11 protein-coding genes are annotated in these 13,523 nt (G+C 73.9%); 3 read left to right on the plus strand and 8 right to left on the minus strand.

Features of this window, described 5'->3' with window-relative positions:
- Window positions 1–25 precede the first annotated feature (25 nt).
- From rnc to recG, 7 genes are all read right to left on the minus strand, one after another.
- On the minus strand, window positions 26–832 hold the full coding sequence (rnc, locus tag ABD981_RS37285; protein WP_046905461.1) for a ribonuclease III: 807 nt from the start codon (window positions 830–832) through the stop codon (window positions 26–28).
- Between the two features lie 19 nt (window positions 833–851).
- On the minus strand, window positions 852–1,025 hold the full coding sequence (rpmF, locus tag ABD981_RS37290; protein ID WP_030496967.1) for a 50S ribosomal protein L32: 174 nt from the start codon (window positions 1,023–1,025) through the stop codon (window positions 852–854).
- 2 nt (window positions 1,026–1,027) lie between these two features.
- Entirely contained in the window at window positions 1,028–1,741 is a 714-nt protein-coding gene (locus ABD981_RS37295) for a YceD family protein (protein ID WP_046905460.1), read from the minus strand.
- Window positions 1,742–1,851: 110 nt separating this feature from the next.
- Window positions 1,852–2,913: a F0F1 ATP synthase subunit B gene (locus ABD981_RS37300; RefSeq protein ID WP_046905459.1), complete on the minus strand. Its 1,062-nt coding sequence runs from the start codon at window positions 2,911–2,913 to the stop codon at window positions 1,852–1,854.
- 109 nt (window positions 2,914–3,022) lie between these two features.
- Window positions 3,023–3,514, minus strand: coding sequence for a pantetheine-phosphate adenylyltransferase (coaD, locus tag ABD981_RS37305; RefSeq protein ID WP_205628095.1), 492 nt, complete (start codon window positions 3,512–3,514; stop codon window positions 3,023–3,025).
- 26 nt (window positions 3,515–3,540) lie between these two features.
- Window positions 3,541–4,122: a 16S rRNA (guanine(966)-N(2))-methyltransferase RsmD gene (gene rsmD / locus ABD981_RS37310; RefSeq protein ID WP_046905457.1), complete on the minus strand. Its 582-nt coding sequence runs from the start codon at window positions 4,120–4,122 to the stop codon at window positions 3,541–3,543.
- 82 nt (window positions 4,123–4,204) lie between these two features.
- Window positions 4,205–6,406, minus strand: a complete 2,202-nt coding sequence (recG, locus tag ABD981_RS37315) for an ATP-dependent DNA helicase RecG (protein ID WP_046905456.1) — start codon at window positions 6,404–6,406, stop codon at window positions 4,205–4,207.
- Window positions 6,407–6,672: 266 nt separating this feature from the next.
- Between recG and ABD981_RS37320 the strand changes: the two genes are divergently transcribed.
- Together ABD981_RS37320 and ABD981_RS37325 are read left to right on the plus strand one after the other, a co-directional pair.
- Complete coding sequence (locus ABD981_RS37320) at window positions 6,673–8,493, plus strand: HSP90 family protein (protein WP_345530554.1); 1,821 nt, start codon at window positions 6,673–6,675, stop codon at window positions 8,491–8,493.
- A complete protein-coding gene (locus ABD981_RS37325) occupies window positions 8,490–11,318 on the plus strand; it encodes a hypothetical protein (RefSeq protein WP_046905454.1) in 2,829 nt (942 codons plus the stop codon). The genes ABD981_RS37320 and ABD981_RS37325 overlap by 4 nt, the downstream gene beginning before the upstream one ends.
- A gap of 37 nt (window positions 11,319–11,355) precedes the next feature.
- Here ABD981_RS37325 and ABD981_RS37330 read toward each other — a convergent pair whose 3' ends face one another.
- On the minus strand, window positions 11,356–12,963 hold the full coding sequence (locus ABD981_RS37330) for a DAK2 domain-containing protein (protein ID WP_046905453.1): 1,608 nt from the start codon (window positions 12,961–12,963) through the stop codon (window positions 11,356–11,358).
- A 230-nt stretch (window positions 12,964–13,193) separates the two neighbouring features.
- On the opposite strand from ABD981_RS37330, the gene rpmB reads away from it, so the two are divergent.
- Window positions 13,194–13,379, plus strand: a complete 186-nt coding sequence (rpmB, locus tag ABD981_RS37335; protein WP_003957616.1) for a 50S ribosomal protein L28 — start codon at window positions 13,194–13,196, stop codon at window positions 13,377–13,379.
- Window positions 13,380–13,523 lie beyond the last annotated feature (144 nt).

The following is a 13,523-nucleotide window of genomic DNA, read 5'->3' on the forward strand; positions in this document are numbered from 1 at the left end:
GGCGGGGGCATCGGGAAGCGAAGGGTCAGGCCGAGGCCTGGTCCTTGGCGGAAGAGGGGTCGGCGACCTCTTCCCCACCGTTGGCGGAGGCGCTGTCGACGGCGGCCTCGGCCGCCGCCGCCCGCTCGTCCGCGGCCGCGCGAATGGCGCGCCACGCGGATTCCGCGGCCTGCTGCTCCGCTTCCTTCTTGCTGCGGCCGGTGCCGGTGCCGTACGAGACACCACCGACGCGGGCGGCAGCCGTGAAGACCTTCTCGTGGTCCGGACCCTCCTCGCTGACGAGGTACTCCGGCACACCCAGGCCCTCGGCCGCGGTCAGTTCCTGGAGACTGGTCTTCCAGTCCAGGCCTGCGCCGAGGTTCGAGGACTTCTCGATGAGCGGGTCGAAGAGCCGGTGCACCAGCTCGGACGCCGCGTCGAGACCCTGGTCGAGATAGACCGCGCCGATCACCGCTTCGAGGGTGTCGGCGAGGATGGAGGCCTTGTCCCGGCCGCCCGTGCCCTCTTCGCCCCGGCCGAGCCGGATGAAGGAGCCCAGTTCGAGGCCGCGGCCCACCTCCGCCAGCGCACGCGAGTTGACCACCGCGGCCCGCAGCTTGGCCAGCTGGCCTTCGGGCAGGTCGGGGTGGGTGCGATAGAGCGTGTCCGTGACCACCAGGCCGAGCACGGAGTCCCCGAGGAACTCCAGACGCTCGTTGGTGGGCAGACCGCCGTTCTCGTACGCGTACGAACGGTGGGTGAGCGCACGCACCAGAAGGGCGGACTCGAGCTGATACCCGAGCCGCCCTTCCAGAAGCGTGTGGGACGAGGCTGTGTTGACGTGGTCAGACATCGTGCCTCTCACCAGCCACTCAGACCGAGAGGACCTGGCGCTTGTTGTAGGTGCCGCAGCTCGGGCACGCGATGTGCTGCTGCTTCGGCTCCTGGCAACGCTCACACGAAACCAGGGTGGGGACCGCAGCCTTCCACTGCGACCGGCGGTGGCGCGTGTTGCTGCGCGACATCTTCCGCTTCGGAACAGCCACGGCTACTTCTCCTGCTTCTCGGCGGCGCTTCGGACGTCCCCGTCAGAGGCTGTGCCGCTCAAATTGTCCTTCTCATCGGTTCCCTGCGAACCGGCGAGTCCCTGCAGTGCCGCCCAACGGATGTCGACGGCGTCGTGGTGGTGGTCCGGGTTCTCGTTCAGGCTGATCCCGCATTCGGAACACAGGCCTGCACAGTCCTCCCGGCACACCGGCTGCATCGGCAGTGCGAGCACCACCGCATCACGCAGCACCGGCTCGAGGTCGAACATGCCGTCCTCGAGGGGGATCATGTCCTCGTCGTCCTCGGCTTCGTCGTCCGCGGCCGCCTTGGAGCGGCCCCGGTCGTCGGAGTCGGGGTACGAGAACATCTCCTGGAAGTCCGCGTCGAGCTCAAGCTCCACGGACTCCAGACACCTTACGCACTCCCCCTCGGCCGATGCACGGGCGGTGCCTGTGACAAGCACCCCTTCCATGACCGACTCGAGTCGGAGATCGATCTCCACCGGCGCGCCCTCGGGCACTCCGATGACCCCCGCGACACCCAGGTCCCTGGGGGCGTCGACCGTGCGGGAGATCCGCTGGAGGGCGCCAGGACGCCGCCCCAGCTCGTGCGTGTCGAACACGAGGGGGTCGCGGTGGTCGAGGCGCGTGCTCAGGGCTCTTCCTGCTTTCGGATCGTTCACAACGTGAGGGGGGCTGCCGACCGAGGGCAGCATGGATCGCGGGATACGCGCGACCGAAGAGCCAGGATACTGGACGCTTCGCTCAGGGCCCAATCCGGGCCCGCACCGAGCCCGACCGGAGCCCGGTCACCGTCCGCGCCCGCTCAGTGCCCCTGCTCGTAGCGGCGCAGCTGCTCCAGATCGATCATGCTCGTGTCGAAGAAGCTGGTCTCGTCGAGCGCGGCGGCCTGCGGCTGGTGCGCGGGCTGGGCCGGCTGCTGCTCGTAACCGTACTGCTGCTGGTACCCGTAGGGGTCGGCCTGCGGCTGCTGGTACGCGTACGGGTCCTGCTGCTGGTACCCGTACGGGTCGGCCTGCTGCACCGGGACCGGCTGGACCTGGGGCATCTGCGGGACCTGCTGCTGGGCCGCGTAGCCGTACGGGTCGTGCTGCGGCTGCTGGGGGGCCTGCTGCTGCGGGATCTGCACGGGCTCGGGGTCGGCCAGCTCCGCGAGGCCGGCCAGGTAGTCGGCGTCGCTGGTGTGCACCGGCGCGCCGGCCGCGTCCTGCGCGGCCATGTGCTCGCCGAGGTCGTCGGAGGCGATCCGGCCGTTCAGCTTCTGCCGGCCGCGGCCCACGGCCTCCAGGGTCTTGGACAGGACGGCCTCGAAGGCGCCCAGCTTGGCGTCCACGTAGGCGTCGGCACGGTGGATCAGGGTCTGCGGGTCCGCGCTGTACTCGGGGGCGTCCTCGTCGGCGTACCCGTCCGCGTCGAGGCCGGGGCCCCGGCCGAGCAGCTTCTCGCGGCCGCGGTCGACGGAGCCGATCGTCTTGTTGAGCACGACCTCGAAGTTGGCCAGCTTGGAGTCGACGTAGTCGTCGGCCTCGGCGCGGATCTCCTCCGCCTCCCGGCGGGCCTCGGTGAGGATGCGGTCCGCCTCGCCCTGGGACTGGCGGGCGACCTGGCTGTCGGAGACGATCGAGCCGCGCTCGGCGTGCGCCGCCTCGATGATCCGCTCGGCCTCCTGGCGGGCCTGCTCGACCATCTGCTCCCGGCCGCCGAGCAGCTCCCGCGCCTGGGCGAGCGAGCCGGGCAGGGCCTCGCGCACCTCTTCGAGCAGGGCGAGCAGCTCGGCCCGGTTGACCACGCAGGACGCCGACATGGGCATGGAACGGGCGCTCTGGACCGTCGCGACGATCTCGTCGAGCTTCTTCTGCACGTCCACCGGTGCTCGCCACTCTCTACAGCTGGATGGAGACGGACGGGACGACTGTAAGGCCAGTCGGGCCCCGTCCGGGACCTGGTGACGGAGCGTCAGCGGCGGTGGCCGGGGGTCACTGCCCCGGGCGCCGCTCGGCGAGCCGCTCGGTCAGCCGGCCGAGGACCGCCGCCGGCACCAGGTGGGAGACGTCTCCGCCCCAGGCCGCGACCTCCTTGACCAGCGAGGACGACAGGAAGCTGTATGTGGGGTTGGTGGGCACGAACAGGGTCTCGACGCCCGAGAGCCCGTTGTTCATCTGTGCCATCTGGAGCTCGTAGTCGAAGTCGCTGACGGCCCGCAGCCCCTTGACGATGGCGGGGATGTCGCGCTGCTTGCAGAAGTCGACGAGCAGCCCGTGGAAGGACTCGACCTCGACGTTGCCGAAGTCGGCGGTGACCTCGCGGATCAGCTCGATCCGCTCGTCGACGGTGAAGAGGCCCTTCTTCGACTGGTTGATCATCACCGCGACGTGCACGACGTCGTACAGCTTGGAGGCGCGGGCGATGATGTCGAGGTGTCCATTGGTGATGGGGTCGAATGACCCCGGACAGACGGCGCGGCGCAACGTGGGTCCCTCGCTCTCCGGTCCGGTCATCGTGCGTCTTCGCACGTAGAGGCGGCGCGACCGTACCAAAACGTTCCCTCGCCGTAGCGACGGGCCCGCATGGGTTCGAAGCCGTCCGGCCAGCCGAACTCGCCGCCCCGGGTGCTGCGCTCCACGGTGACGAGCGCGTCCCCGGTGATCCAGCCCCCCGAGCGGAGTGTGAGGAGGATCTCTCGAAGATCGTCGTCGGAGACGGCGTACGGGGGGTCGAGGAAGACCAGGTCGTACGGCTCCGCGGGCGCCGGGCCCGTCACGATCTGCTCCGCTCTGCCCGTGCGCAGCTCGGCGCCCGGCAGGGCGAGCGCGGTCATGTTCTCCCGGATGGTCCGCGCGGCCCGCGGCTCGGCCTCGACCAGCAGGGCGTGCACCGCGCCGCGGGAGAGCGCCTCCAGGCCGACGGCGCCGGAGCCCGCGTACAGGTCGGCGACGCGGGCCCCCTCGATGCCGTGGAACGACTCCCAGGTGGAGAAGAGGCCTTCCCGCGCCCGGTCGGAGGTGGGGCGGGTGCCGGTGCCGGGCGGCACGGCGAGTCGGCGTCCGCCGGCGCTGCCGGCGATCACGCGGGTCATCTGGGGTCCTCGTCATCCATAAGCCAGTGCGTGCACACCAGCTTATGGCCGTCCGCGCCGGAGCGGACCGGGCGGACGCCGGTCAGCCCTTCTCCAGGTACTCCTCGCGGTCCTTGTCGAGCAGCGCGTCGAGGGCGGTGCGCAGCTCGGGGTGGGCGGTGAGGTCGGGGTCGGCGAGGACGAGGGAGGTGGCCTCCTCGCGGGCGGCGGTGATGACCTCCTCGTCGTCGATGACGGTGAGCATCCGCAGGGAGGAGCGGACCCCGGACTGGGCCTGGCCGAGGACGTCGCCCTCACGGCGCTGTTCGAGGTCGATACGGGAGAGCTCGAAGCCGTCGAGGGTGGAGGCGACGGCGCCGAGGCGCTGCCGGGCGGGACTCGCCTCCGGCATCTCGGTGACCAGCAGGCACAGGCCCGCCGCGGAGCCGCGCCCGACGCGACCGCGGAGCTGGTGCAGCTGGGAGACGCCGAAGCGGTCGGCGTCCATGATCACCATGGCGGTGGCGTTCGGCACGTTGACGCCGACCTCGATGACGGTGGTGGCGACCAGGACGTCCACCTCGCCGGCGGCGAAGCGGCGCATGACGTCGTCCTTGTCGTCCGGGTGCATCCTGCCGTGCAGCACCTCGACCCGGAGGCCGGCGAGCGGCCCGGTGCGCAGCCCCTCGGCGACCTCCAGGACGGCGAGCGGCGGCCGCTTCTCGGCCTCGTCCTCGGGGCTCGCCTTCCGCTTCTGCTTCCGGTCCTCCTCGTCGCCGATCCGGGGGCAGACCACGTACGCCTGGTGGCCGCCCTCGACCTCCTCGCGGACCCGCTCCCAGGCACGGGCGAGGAAGTGCGGCTTGTCGGCGGCGGGGACCACATGGCTGGCGATCGGGGACCGCCCGGCCGGCAGCTGGTCGAGGACCGAGGTCTCCAGGTCGCCGAAGACGGTCATGGCGACCGTCCGGGGGATGGGCGTCGCCGTCATCACCAGCAGGTGCGGCGGCTGCTTGCCCTTCCCGCGCAGGGCGTCGCGCTGCTCCACGCCGAAGCGGTGCTGCTCGTCGACGACGACCAGGCCCAGGTCGTGGAACTGCACCTTGTCCTCGATGAGGGCGTGGGTGCCGATGACGATCCCCGCCTCGCCGGTGACCAGGTCGAGCAGCGCCTGCCGGCGCCCGGCGGCGCCCATCGAGCCGGTGAGGAGCACGACCTTGGTGGCGTGCTCGACCCCTCCGAGCATCCCGCCCTCGGCGAGCTCGCCCATCATCTCGGTGACCGACCGGTGGTGCTGCTGGGCGAGCACCTCGGTCGGCGCGAGCATCGCCGCCTGCCCCCCGGCGTCGACGACGGCGAGCATGGCGCGGAGCGCCACCATCGTCTTGCCCGATCCGACCTCCCCCTGGAGGAGGCGGTGCATGGGGTGGTCGGTGGCGAGGTCGTCGAAGATCTCCCGGGAGACCTTCTGCTGGCCCTCGGTGAGGGTGAAGGGCAGCTTGGCGTCGAAGGCGTCGAGGAGGCCGTCGGCGGAGGGGCGGCGGGGGACGGCGGGGAGCTGGGTGTCGGCGTGGCGGCGGCGGGCGAGGGCGACCTGGAGGACGAAGGCCTCGTCCCACTTGAGGCGGTCGCGCGCGTCGGCGATGTCGGCCTTGGTGTGCGGGCGGTGGACCTTGACGAGGGCGTCGGCCAGGTCGGTCAGGCCCCGGCCCTCGCGCAGGGCGGGCGGCAGCGGGTCGGCGAGGCCGGCCCAGCCGGTGGCGGCCATGGAGTCCAGGGCGATGGCCACGGACTGCTCGATCGTCCAGGACTCCAGCTGCTTGCAGGCCGGGTAGATGGGCAGCAGCTCGCTCGCGAAGGCCTTGACGGTCTCGGTGCTGCTCTCGGCGTCGAGCAGCTTGTACTCGGGGTGGGCGAGCTGGAGCCTGCGGTTGAAGAGGCCGACCTTGCCGGCGAACATGGCGCGCCGGCCGGGCAGCAGTTCCTTCTGGTGGAAGTGGACCGTGCGGCCGAAGAAGACCAGCTGCATGCGGCCGCTGCCGTCGGTGATGGTGACTTCCAGGCGCTGGCCCTTGCCGCGCCCGCCCTTGTTGAAGGTGTGCACCCGGGCGTCGGCGACCTGGGCGACGACGGTGACGTGCTCGTCGAGGGGCAGGTCGGCGAGCGCGGTCAGTTCGCCGCGCTCCGCGTACCGGCGGGGGTAGTGGTGGAGCAGGTCGCCCACCGTGTGCAGGTCCATGTGCTCGGCCATCACCTTGGCGGTGGCGGCGCCGAGGAGGCCCTTCAGCGGGTCAGCGAGCCGCACGGCACCTCCCGCGGGCGGGCGCGGCTCCGGCCGTCGCCGCGGCGGTGGCGGCTCCGAGCGGCTTCTTCAGTGGTTCGTCGAGCGCAGGCACGCGGTCCATTGCACACCACGGCACCGACAGTCGTCGCGCAGGCCGTGGATACCGGTTGGTCACGTCGGCGCCGTGGCGCCTAGGATGGCCGCTCTTCCGCTCCTCCCCCGCGATCACCGGACGCCGGGATCGCCCGACCCGCGCCGTCGCCCGTCCCCCCACCGGCGCAGCGACGATGACTGCTGACCAGACACCGCACACGTTCCAGGTCGATCTGCGTGGCCTGGTGGACCTGCTCTCCCACCACCTCTACTCCAGCCCCCGGGTCTACCTGCGCGAACTGCTGCAGAACGCCGTGGACGCACTCACCGCCCGCCGCGCCCTGGACCCCGACGCACCCGCCACGGTCCGCATCCACGCCGACGGCACCACCCTGCGCATCACCGACACCGGCATCGGCCTCACCGAGACCGACGTCCACACCCTCCTCGCCACCATCGGCCGCAGCTCCAAACGCGACACCACCCACGGCCTGGAGACCGCCCGCACCGAATTCCTCGGCCAGTTCGGCATCGGACTCCTCGCCTGCTTCGTCGTCGCCGCCGAGATCCGCGTCGTCTCCCGCTCCGCCCGCACCCCCGACGCACCCCCCGTCGAATGGCGCGCCCACGACGACGGCTCCTACACCGTCACCCCCCTCCACCACACCGCACACCCCGAACCCGGCACCACCGTCCACCTCACCGCCCGCCCCGGCACCACCGACTGGCTCACCCACGACCGCGCCCTCACCCTCGCCCGCCACTACGGCAACCTCCTCCCCCACGACATCCGGGTGGGCGACGAGCCGGTCGCCGAGCTGCCGGCGCCGTGGGAGCGGACGTACCCGAGCCCGGCGGCGCGGCGGGTCGCGCTGGCGGCGCACTGTCAGGAGCAGTTCGGGTTCGGTCCGCTGGACTCGATCGACCTGGACCTGCCGCTGGCGGGCATCCGGGGCGTGGCGTACGTGCTGCCGTCGGCGGTGAGTCCGGCGCAGCGGGCCGGGCACCGGGTCCATCTCAAGGGGATGCTGCTGACCGAGAAGGCCGACGGGCTGCTCCCGGACTGGGCCTTCTTCGTCCGCTGCGTCCTGGACACCGACACCCTGCGGCCCACGGCCTCCCGGGAGTCGCTGTACGAGGACGAGGCCCTGGCGGGGGTGCGGGACGCGCTGGGCGAGGCGATCCGCGACTGGCTCACGGGGCTGGCCGCCGGATCGCCGGAGCGGCTGGGGCAGTTCCTGTCCGTGCACCACCTCGGCGTGAAGTCGCTGGCCCGGCACGACGACGGGATCCTGGCGGCGATGCTGCCCTGGCTCCCCTTCGAGACCACCGACGGACAGCTCTCCCTCGACGAGTTCGCCCGCCGCCACCGCGTCGTCCACTTCACCCGCACCGTCGAGGAGTTCCGCCAGGTCGCCGCCATCGCCGCCGCCCAGGGCATCGGCGTCGTCAACGGCGGATACACCTACGACGCGGAGCTGCTCGCGCGGCTTCCGGAGGTGCGGCCGGGGACGGTGGTGGCCGAGCTCGACGCGGACACCGTGACGGCGCACCTGGACGCGGTCGACCCGGACCGGGAGCTGGCCCTGTCCGGCTTCCTGTCGGTGGCCCGGTCGACCCTGGACGCCCTGGGCTGCGACGTGTCGCTGCGCTCCTTCCATCCGGTGACCGTCCCCGCCCTGCACCTGGACGACCGGACCGCCCGCCACGAGCAGGCGCGGGCCGAGGCCGCGGAGCAGGCCGACGACCTGTGGGCCGGGATCCTCGGCTCCCTGCGCGGCAGCGCGCCCCGCGCCCGGCTGGTCCTCAACCACCACAGCCCGCTCGTCCGCCGCATCAGCGCCCTCGACGACCCCCGGCTCACCGCCACCGCCGTCGAAGCCCTCTACGGACAAGCCCTCCTCATGGCCCAACGCCCGCTCCGCCCCGCCGACAACGCCCTCCTCAACCGCACCTTCCTCGGCCTCCTCGAATGGAGCACCGCGCACGGCGCCGACGGGGGGACGGAGGGATGACGAGCCCGGAGTTCCAGGCCCTGCGCGAGGCCATGCGGGACAACCACGGCCGGCCCGAGGGCCCGGAGCGCAACGCGCGCGCCGAGCGGCTGCTCGCGGAGGCGGAGCGGATCGGCGAGCCCCTCGCGGTCATCGAGGCGCTCGGCCACCAGCTGCAGGTGTACAACTACAGCTCCGAGAAGGCGAAGATGTTCGTGCCCTTCTCGCGGCTGCTGCGGATGTGGGACCAGAACCCGGCCGACTTCGACGCGTACGAGACGTATGCGCTGCACTGGGTGTTCAAGTGGGTCTCCAGCGGCATGCTCGACCAGCCGCACATCCCGCTCGCCTCGATCGAGAAGTGGCTGGGCGAGATGGAGCACCGCTACCGGCTCGCCGGGCACTCGGAACGCGCGGTGCGGCAGGGTGAGTTCCGGGTGGCGCGGCACATCGGCGACCTCGACCGGGCGGCCCGCGCGTACGCGGCGTGGCTGGCGGCCGAGCGGGACGACATGGCCGACTGCCACGCCTGCGAGCTGCACGGGCAGGGCCTGTGGCTGGCCGAACTCGGCGACGACGAGGCGGCGCTCGCGGTCTGGGCGCCGGTCCTGGAGGGCGAACACACCTGCGCCCACGAGCCGCACGCGGTGCTGGCCTCCTCGCTGCTGCCGCTGCTGCGGCTCGGCCGGACGGAGCAGGCGCGGGCGAACCACCTGCGCGGCCACCGGCTGGTGCGGCCGATGGAGAGCATGCGGGGCGCGATGGCGCAGCACATCGAGTTCTGCGCGCTGACCGGGAACGAGGCGCGGGCGCTGGAGCTGCTCGCGGAGCGCCCGGCGTACCTCACGGACCACGGCGACCCGGACAGCGAGCTGGACTTCCTGGCCGTGACGGCGCTGCTGATGGACCGGCTGGTGGCACGCGGGCTCGGCGGGCAGCGGGTGCCGGGCCCCGCGGACCGGGAGTGGACGGCGGCGGAGCTCGCCCGGCACGCGCGCGGGCGGGCGGAGGAGCTGGCGGCGCGCTTCGACGAGCGCAACGGCACGGACCGGGTGAGCCGGCTGGCCCGGGAGCAGATGGCGGCGCAGCCGCTGGTGGACCGGCTGCCGCTGGGCGTCCGGGCGGCGGGCCCGACCGTACCGCCGCGGGCCCCGGCTCCCGTCCCGGTGACCTCGGCGGCCCCGCGGGACCTGCTGGCCGAGGCACGGCGGATGACGGCGGAGCGGCGTCCGGAGGCCGACGCGGCCTGGGCGGCGCTGGCCCGGGCGGTGGCGGAGGGCCTGGTGGAGCTCGACGCGCCGGCCGAGGCGGAGCTGACCGACCACCGCGCGATGTCCCTGGCGGACCCGGAGGAGGCCGCCGCCCTGTTCCGGTCGGCGGCGGAGCGGTACGAGGCGGCCGGCTCGCCCGGCGAGGCCTGGGCGGCCCGGGCGCGGGCCGCGTACGCGCTCGGCGATCCGGCGGCCTTCGCGGAGCCGGTCGCCCGGCTGCGCGAGCTGTACGAGGGGGCGGGGACGGCGACGGCCCGCCAGGTGTCGGGGGCGCTGCTGCTGCGGGCCCGTGTCCTGGGGACGGCCGAGGCGGCCGAGGAGGTCCTGGCGTTCGCGGAGGCCGCGTCCGCCACCGGCACCGCCGGCGCCTCCACCGACCCCGGCGCCGTGGCCCCCGCCGCTGCGGCCGGCACCGCCGACGTCGCCGACCGCGTCGCCGAGGCCGAGTGGCTGCTCGGCGACGCGGCGGCGCGGGACGGCGACGCCGGGCGGGCGGCCGGGCGGTACGAGCGGTCGGCGGAGCTCTTCCTCGAGGCCGGGCTGCCCTGGTTCGCGGTGGAGCCCGAGGCCCGGCTCGCGGCCCTGGCCCACCGGGGCGGCGACCTCGCGACGGCCGAGCGGGCGGCGCGGGCGGCCCTGGAGCACGGCGCCGGGTACGCGGGGCCCTCCGGCCAGGCGCGGCTGCGGCTGCGGCTCGCGGAGGTCCTCGGCGCGGCGGGCCGGTTCGGCGAGGCGGCCGAGCAGGGCCTGGAGGCGGCGCACTGGGCGGACGAGGCGGACGAGGGCCGCGGGCTCGGGGCGTACGCGCGCCATCTGCTCGGCGGCTGGCTGCTGCGCGAGGGCCGGTGCGAGGAGGCGGCGGCGGTCCTGGAGGCGGTGCTGCCGGACCTCTCGGTGGAGGAGCACGGGGACGGGACGGTCGTGCAGTCGCTGTGGTGGCTCGGCGACTGCCTGATGGCCGTGGCGGAGCCCCGGTCGGCGGCCGAGCAGTGGCTGAGGGCGGCGGAGCTCGCGGCGGCCTGGCCGGACCAGCACGACCACGCGATGCTGGCGAACCTCGCGGCGCAGGCGCTGCTGCGGGCGGAGCTCGATGAGCCGGCGGCGGCCGCGTTCGAGCGGGCCGGGGAGCTGTGGCAGGCGCTGGGCGACGTCCCGGCGTACGTCCGCACGCTGCGGGTCCGGGCCTGGATCGCGGGCCCGGACGCACGGGGGCGCGCGCTGATGGCGACGGCGGCGGAGGCCTGCGGCGACGATCCGGCGGGGCTGGGCGACACCTACCGGCGGACCGCCGAACTGCTCGCCCGGGCGCCGGAGGCGGACCTGTCCGAGGTGCTGTCCTACGCCGAGCGCGCCTCGGCGGCCTACCGGGAGGCGGGCCCGGAGAGCCGGTCGGACCGCCTCGCCGCGGAGCTGCTGACCGCATGGATCCGGCTGGACCTGGGCGACCGGGAGGCGGCGGCGGAGCTGGCCCGCGCGGTGCTGGCCGAGGACGCCCCGGAGCACCGCGCGGAGGCGGAGTCGCTGCTGGCCGGGCTCGCGGAGGGTGCCGGGGACCCGGCGCCGGGCGGGCCCTGAGGGGGCCGCTCGGCCCTGCCTCGGGCCGCCCCGGGCGCTACTCCACGCCGATGAGCAGCGCCGGGGCCCCCGCCCCGGCCTCGTACGTCGTCGTGTCCACCGCCAGGTAGGTGGCCCGTACGTGCCGTTCCAGGGTGCGGGCCAGGTCCGGCGGGGTGTCGGCGGCGACGATGAGCGTGACGAGCTCGCCGCCCGCGGAGAGCATCCGGTCGAGGACGGTGCGGGCCGTCGTGGTGAGGTCCTGGCCGATGACGGCGACGTCGCCCTCGATGAGGCCCAGGACGTCCCCGGCCTGGCAGACGCCGGCGGAGGTGAAGGACTGGCGTTCGGCGACCGCGAGTTCGGCGTAGCGGGTCGCGCCGGCCGCCGCGGTCATGGCGACGACGTCCTCGTCGAAGCGCCGGTCCGGCTCGTGGACGGCGAGGGCGGCGATGCCCTGGACCGCGGCGCGGGTCGGGATGAGGGCGACCCGGATGCCCTCGGCGCGGGCCTGTTCGGCGGCAGCGGCGGCGGCCTGCCGCAGGTCGGTGTCGTTGGGCAGCAGGACGACCTCGCGCGCGTGCGCCCGCCGGACCGCCTCGGCGAGCTCCGCCGCGGAGGGCGGTTCGCCGGGCAGGGCGAGCAGGGTGGTCGCCCCGGCCTCGGCGCAGAGCCCGGCCAGGCCCTCGCCGGGCAGGACGGCGACGACGGCCCGCTGGACGGGCTCGGGCGGCGGTCCGGCCGCGGCGCCCTCGAAGTGGGTGATGCGGATCCGGTAGGGGCGTCCCGCCTCCACGCCGGCCTCGACGGCCGCGCCCGCGTCGTCGACGTGGACGTGGACGTTCCACAGCCCGTCGCCGCCGACGACGACCAGGGACTCGCCCAGCGCGTCGAGGCGGGCCCGCAGCCGTTCCACCGCCGCGTCCTCGGCCTCCAGGAGGTAGATCACCTCGTAGCCGGGGCCGCCGCCCTCGGCGTCGCACCCGGGGTCGAGGACCGGGCGGTGCGCGGGCGGCGCGGGCCGGTCCTGCGCCTCGCCGGTGAGGCTCTCCACGAGGGCGCCGAGCACGGTCACCAGACCGCGTCCTCCGGCGTCCACGACGCCCGCGCGGCGCAGTACGTCCAGTTGGCCGGGGGTGCGCTCCAGGGCGCTCCTGGCCCCCTCGTACGCCCTCGTGGCCACCGTCACGAGCTCCCCGCCCCCCGCGCAGGCCTCGGCGGCGGCGCAGGCGACGGTGAGGACGGTGCCCTCGACGGGGTGGGCCACGGCCTGCCGGGCCGCGTCGGCGGCGCCGGCGAGGGCGCGGGCGAGGTGATCGCCGTCACTCCCCCCGGCCAGCACGGCGGCCATGCCGCGGAGCAGCTGGGAGAGGATCGTGCCGGAGTTGCCGCGGGCGCCGAGGAGGGCGCCGTGGGCCATGGCCCGTATGACCTCGGCCACGTCCGGCAGCCCCGCGGCGGGGTCCCCGGCGGCCCCGAAGGCCTCCTCCACGGACCGCGCGGCCGACTCCACGGTCAGGTACAGGTTGGTCCCGGTGTCACCGTCCGCGACGGGATAGACGTTGATGGCGTCGATCTCCTCGCGCTCCCTGCCGAGCGCCACCAGGGCCCCTGCGCACCAGGATCGGATCGCTTCGGCGTCGAGGGTCTGCGGAGCTCGCGGCAACGGGTGGTCCTCCTGTGCGCTGCGGTCGGTTCACCGCAGGGTAGACCCGTGATCACCCCGGGCCCGGGGCGGGGGCGGCGAAGACCGTGGTAGTTTCGTTCCACCGATGCAGCCGTTGTATGCTGCTTCGGTTGCCCGGCACACGCTGGGCCATCCCCCGGCAAGCCACTTCAGATACCTGATTCCGGTGCGCCGGTTTCACTGTAAATCTGAAGTCTTTGGAGTGACCCGTGGCTGCCAACTGCGACGTCTGCGGCAAGGGGCCGGGCTTCGGCAACAACATTTCGCACTCGCACCGCCGTACGTCTCGTCGCTGGAACCCGAACATCCAGCGTGTGCGTGCCGTGGTCGGTCGGACGCCGAAGCGGCTCAACGTCTGCACCTCGTGCATCAAGGCCGGCAAGGTCTCGCGCTAAGAGATGCTCCCCGCGTCAGCGGGGATGATCCCGCCGACGTCACGTCGTAGCGCAGCCCCTGCGGTTGCCTTGAAAGGCCGGTTCACCTCGGTGAACCGGCCTTTTCGCATGCCCGCGTACGGAGACGGCGGCAGGGCCGGGGCC

The sequence above is a fragment of the Streptomyces showdoensis genome, from assembly GCF_039535475.1.
GTDB classification, from domain to species: domain Bacteria; phylum Actinomycetota; class Actinomycetes; order Streptomycetales; family Streptomycetaceae; genus Streptomyces; species Streptomyces showdoensis.

Coding starts and splice junctions, on each gene's coding strand:
- rnc (WP_046905461.1), bottom strand. CDS start 832: ATGTCTGACCACGTCAACACAGCCTCGTCCCACACGCTTCTGGAAGGG.
- ABD981_RS37320 (WP_345530554.1), top strand. CDS start 6,673: ATGACTGCTGACCAGACACCGCACACGTTCCAGGTCGATCTGCGTGGC.
- ABD981_RS37325 (WP_046905454.1), top strand. CDS start 8,490: ATGACGAGCCCGGAGTTCCAGGCCCTGCGCGAGGCCATGCGGGACAAC.
- ABD981_RS37295 (WP_046905460.1), bottom strand. CDS start 1,741: ATGCTGCCCTCGGTCGGCAGCCCCCCTCACGTTGTGAACGATCCGAAA.
- rsmD (WP_046905457.1), bottom strand. CDS start 4,122: ATGACCCGCGTGATCGCCGGCAGCGCCGGCGGACGCCGACTCGCCGTG.